Below are 3,074 nucleotides of genomic sequence, written 5' to 3'. Positions count from 1 at the left end.
CCGGCACCAGCCACAGCGAGCGCACCGATCCGTACTCCGACGACGGCGCCTCGGGTACCCGGACCGTTGCACCGAAGCCAGTGCGGTCGGCGGCCAGGCCGCCGGCCTGGGCACCCTGGGACAGGGCACCGGCCAGGGTGTACTCACCGGTCACCGCACCGGCCACGTGCTGGTCGGCGACGGGGGCGGACGGCACGAAGCCGGCGATCTCGGCGTTCCAGTGCAACCGGCCCTGGCGCTGGCTGTGCAGGTGGACCACCGGCGTGAACCCGCCGGCCACGGCGAGCAGGTCGGCCTCGAGGCGCTCGGGCGTGCCGGCGATGGCACCGGACTCGTCGATCTGGGCCACGGTGATGCCGCTGATGCGGCCGGCCGGCCCCTCGCCCTCGGTGTCCACCACCGCGGCGCCGAAGATGCCCCGCACGCCGGTGGCCTCGAGGACCTCCAGGGCGGTGGTCGAGGCATCCGGGCGGGAGTCCACCACGGCGGTGACGCCGATGCCCGCGGCGTGCAGGTCCTGCACGAGGAGGTAGGCGGAGTCGTTGGTGGTGGCGACCGCCACGTTGGTGCCGGCGGCGGCCGCGTACCGGTTCAGGTAGCTGCGGACGGCACCGGCGAGCATGATGCCCGGGCGGTCGTTGTTGGCGAACACCAGCGGGCGCTCGTGGGCGCCGGTGGCCAGCACCACCTGGGAGGCGCGCACGTGCCAGATCCGCTGCCGGGACACGCCCGGGCGCTCGCGCGGCTCGAGGTGGTCGGTGCGGTGCTGGACGGCGACGACGAAGTTGGCGTCGTAGCTGCCGAAGGCGGTGGTGCGCGGCAGGTAGGTGAAGTCCTCCGCACCGGCCAGCTCCGTCAGGGTGTCCTGGGCCCACTGACGGGCGTCGACGCCGTCGATGGTCTCGTCCCTGCCGGACAGCAACGACCCGCCGGCCGTGGGCTGGTCGTCCATCAGGATGGTGCGCGCACCGGTCCGGGCCGCCTCGCGGGCCGCGGCCAGTCCGGCCGGGCCGGCGCCGACGACCAGCACGTCCGTGTGCACGTACTTGTGGTCGTAGACCGCCTCGTCGCGTCCCGGGTCGAGCGTGCCCAGGCCGGACAGGTAACCGGCCCGGAGGCCCTCCGTGAGGCCCACCGTGGTCGCCGGCAGCATGGACTCGTCCACGTGACCGGGGAACCGGGCGGAGACCGTCACCAGGGCGTTGGGCTCCTCCACGCCGGCCGCGAGGATGCCGCGGGGCCGGCCGAGGTACATGGACGGGCCGCAGTCGAGGCGGCCGGCGGCCACGAGGGCGCTGGCGAGGGTGTCACCGTGGTGACCGGTGTAGTCCTGGCCGTCCACGGAGAAGGTGATGGTGCGGGTCCGGTCGATGGAATGACCGGGGGCCCGATCGGCGTCCAGTCGTGCGCTGCTCACAGGGTGCCTCCCGCGGGGCTCGAAGGGGTGGTGGAAGGGGTGGAGGGACCGGCCGGCGCCGCCCCCGGGTGGGGGTCGGCGACGTCGGGCCGGGGCTCGCCGACGCGGTAGGTCGCGGCGAACTCGTAGGTGTGGGTGTCACGCAGGGCGTTGAACCACTTGCGGCATCCGGCGGCGTGCTGCCAGCGCTCGGCGAACAGGCCCTTGGGGTTGTCCCGGTAGAAGAGGTACTCCGCCCAGCCACGGTCGTCCAGGCTGTGGGGATCCTCGGGGTAGGCGACGTGCGCCTGGCCCCCGTAGTGGAATTCGATCTCGTCTCGGGGCCCGCACTCGGGGCAGGGAATGGAAAGCATGTCGAAGGCTCCTGAAGCTGTCAGTGGGCCACGGCGGCGGCGCCGTGCTCGTCGATGAGGTGGCCGGTCTCGAAGCGCTCCAGCGCGAACGGGGCGTTCAGCGGGTGCGCCTCACCGGTGGCGATGGTGTGGGCGAAGGTGTACCCGGACGCCGGGGTGCCCTTGAACCCGCCCGTGCCCCAGCCACAGTTGACGTAGAGCTCGTCGATCGGGGTGGTGGACACGATGGGCGAGGCGTCGAAGGTCGTGTCCACGATGCCGCCCCAGGTGCGCAGCAGGTGCGCCCGGGCGAAGATCGGGAACAGCTCCACCGCCGCGGCCAGCTGCTCCTCCACGACGTGGAAGGCACCGCGCTGGCCGTAGCCGTTGTACGAGTCGATGCCCGCACCCATCACCAGTTCGCCCTTGTGCGCCTGGGAGACGTACACGTGCACGTGGTTGGACATCACCACGGTCGGGTGGACCGGTTCGAACAGTTCCGAGACCAGCGCCTGCAGCGGGTGCGAGGAGATCGGCAGGCGGAATCCCGCCAGGTCGGCCAGGACCGAGGAGTGCCCGGCGGCTGCCAGTCCCACCTTGCCCGCGTTGATGCGGCCGCGGGTGGTCTCCACGCCGACGACGCGGTTGCCGTCCTTGACGAAACCGGTCACCTCGCAGTTCTGGATGATGTCCACGCCCATCTCGTCGCACTTGCGGGCGAAGGCCCAGGCCACGTGGTCGTGCTTGGCGATGCCGGCGCGGGGCTGGTAGGTGGCGCCCATGACGGGGTAGCGGATGTCGTCCCCGATGTTGATGATCGGGCACAGCTCCTTGACCTGCTTCGGGTCGAGCCATTCGGCGTCCACCCCGTTCAGGACGTTGGCGTTGACCCGGCGCTGGGACTCGCGCACGTCCTGGAGGGTGTGCGCCAGGTTCATCACGCCGCGCTGGGAGAACAGGAAGTCGTAGTCCAGTTCCTCGGGCAGGCCCTCCCACAGCTTCAGGGAGTGCTCGTAGATGGCGGCGGACTCGTCCCACAGGTAGTTGGAGCGGATGATCGTGGTGTTGCGGGCCATGTTCCCGCCGGCCAGCCAGCCCCGTTCGAGGATGGCGATGTTGGTCATGCCGTGCCGGGAGGCGAGGTAGTACGCGGTGGCCAGGCCATGGCCGCCGCCGCCGACGATCACGGCGTCGTAGCTCTTCTTGGGCTCCGGGTTCCGCCAGAGGAAGTCCGGGTGCTCGGGCAGCAGATCAGCCATGGTCAGGCTCCCATCGGGTCGAGGTTGGGGTAGAGGGGGTGGGCGGCGGCCAGGGCGTGGACGCGG

Annotated in this window: 3 protein-coding genes; all 3 read right to left on the bottom strand. The window is 71.6% G+C overall.

The genetic code is table 11. The annotated features are described in order from the left end of the window. The coding region (locus tag PLJ28_RS15450; protein WP_324590400.1) for a 2Fe-2S iron-sulfur cluster-binding protein at window positions 1–1,417 on the bottom strand (1,417 nt) is incomplete at its 3' end. Beyond that, window positions 1,414–1,770 carry a sarcosine oxidase subunit delta gene (locus PLJ28_RS15445; protein ID WP_183530117.1) on the bottom strand — a complete coding sequence of 119 codons (357 nt, stop codon included), beginning with the start codon at window positions 1,768–1,770 and terminating at the stop codon, window positions 1,414–1,416. The genes PLJ28_RS15450 and PLJ28_RS15445, both read right to left, overlap by 4 nt. Before the next feature lie 20 nt (window positions 1,771–1,790). Next, on the bottom strand, window positions 1,791–3,008 hold the full coding sequence (locus PLJ28_RS15440) for a sarcosine oxidase subunit beta family protein (RefSeq protein WP_183530115.1): 1,218 nt from the start codon (window positions 3,006–3,008) through the stop codon (window positions 1,791–1,793). Window positions 3,009–3,074 lie beyond the last annotated feature (66 nt).

This window comes from Citricoccus sp., assembly GCF_035445025.1.
In the GTDB taxonomy this organism is placed as follows: Bacteria; Actinomycetota; Actinomycetes; order Actinomycetales; family Micrococcaceae; genus Citricoccus.
This window is presented reverse-complemented; position numbering and strand designations above follow the sequence as displayed.

What these genes read in the sequence shown, in the direction of transcription:
- PLJ28_RS15445 (WP_183530117.1), bottom strand. Translation starts at nt 1,770, where the DNA reads ATGCTTTCCATTCCCTGCCCCGAGTGCGGGCCCCGAGACGAGATCGAA.
- PLJ28_RS15440 (WP_183530115.1), bottom strand. Translation starts at nt 3,008, where the DNA reads ATGGCTGATCTGCTGCCCGAGCACCCGGACTTCCTCTGGCGGAACCCG.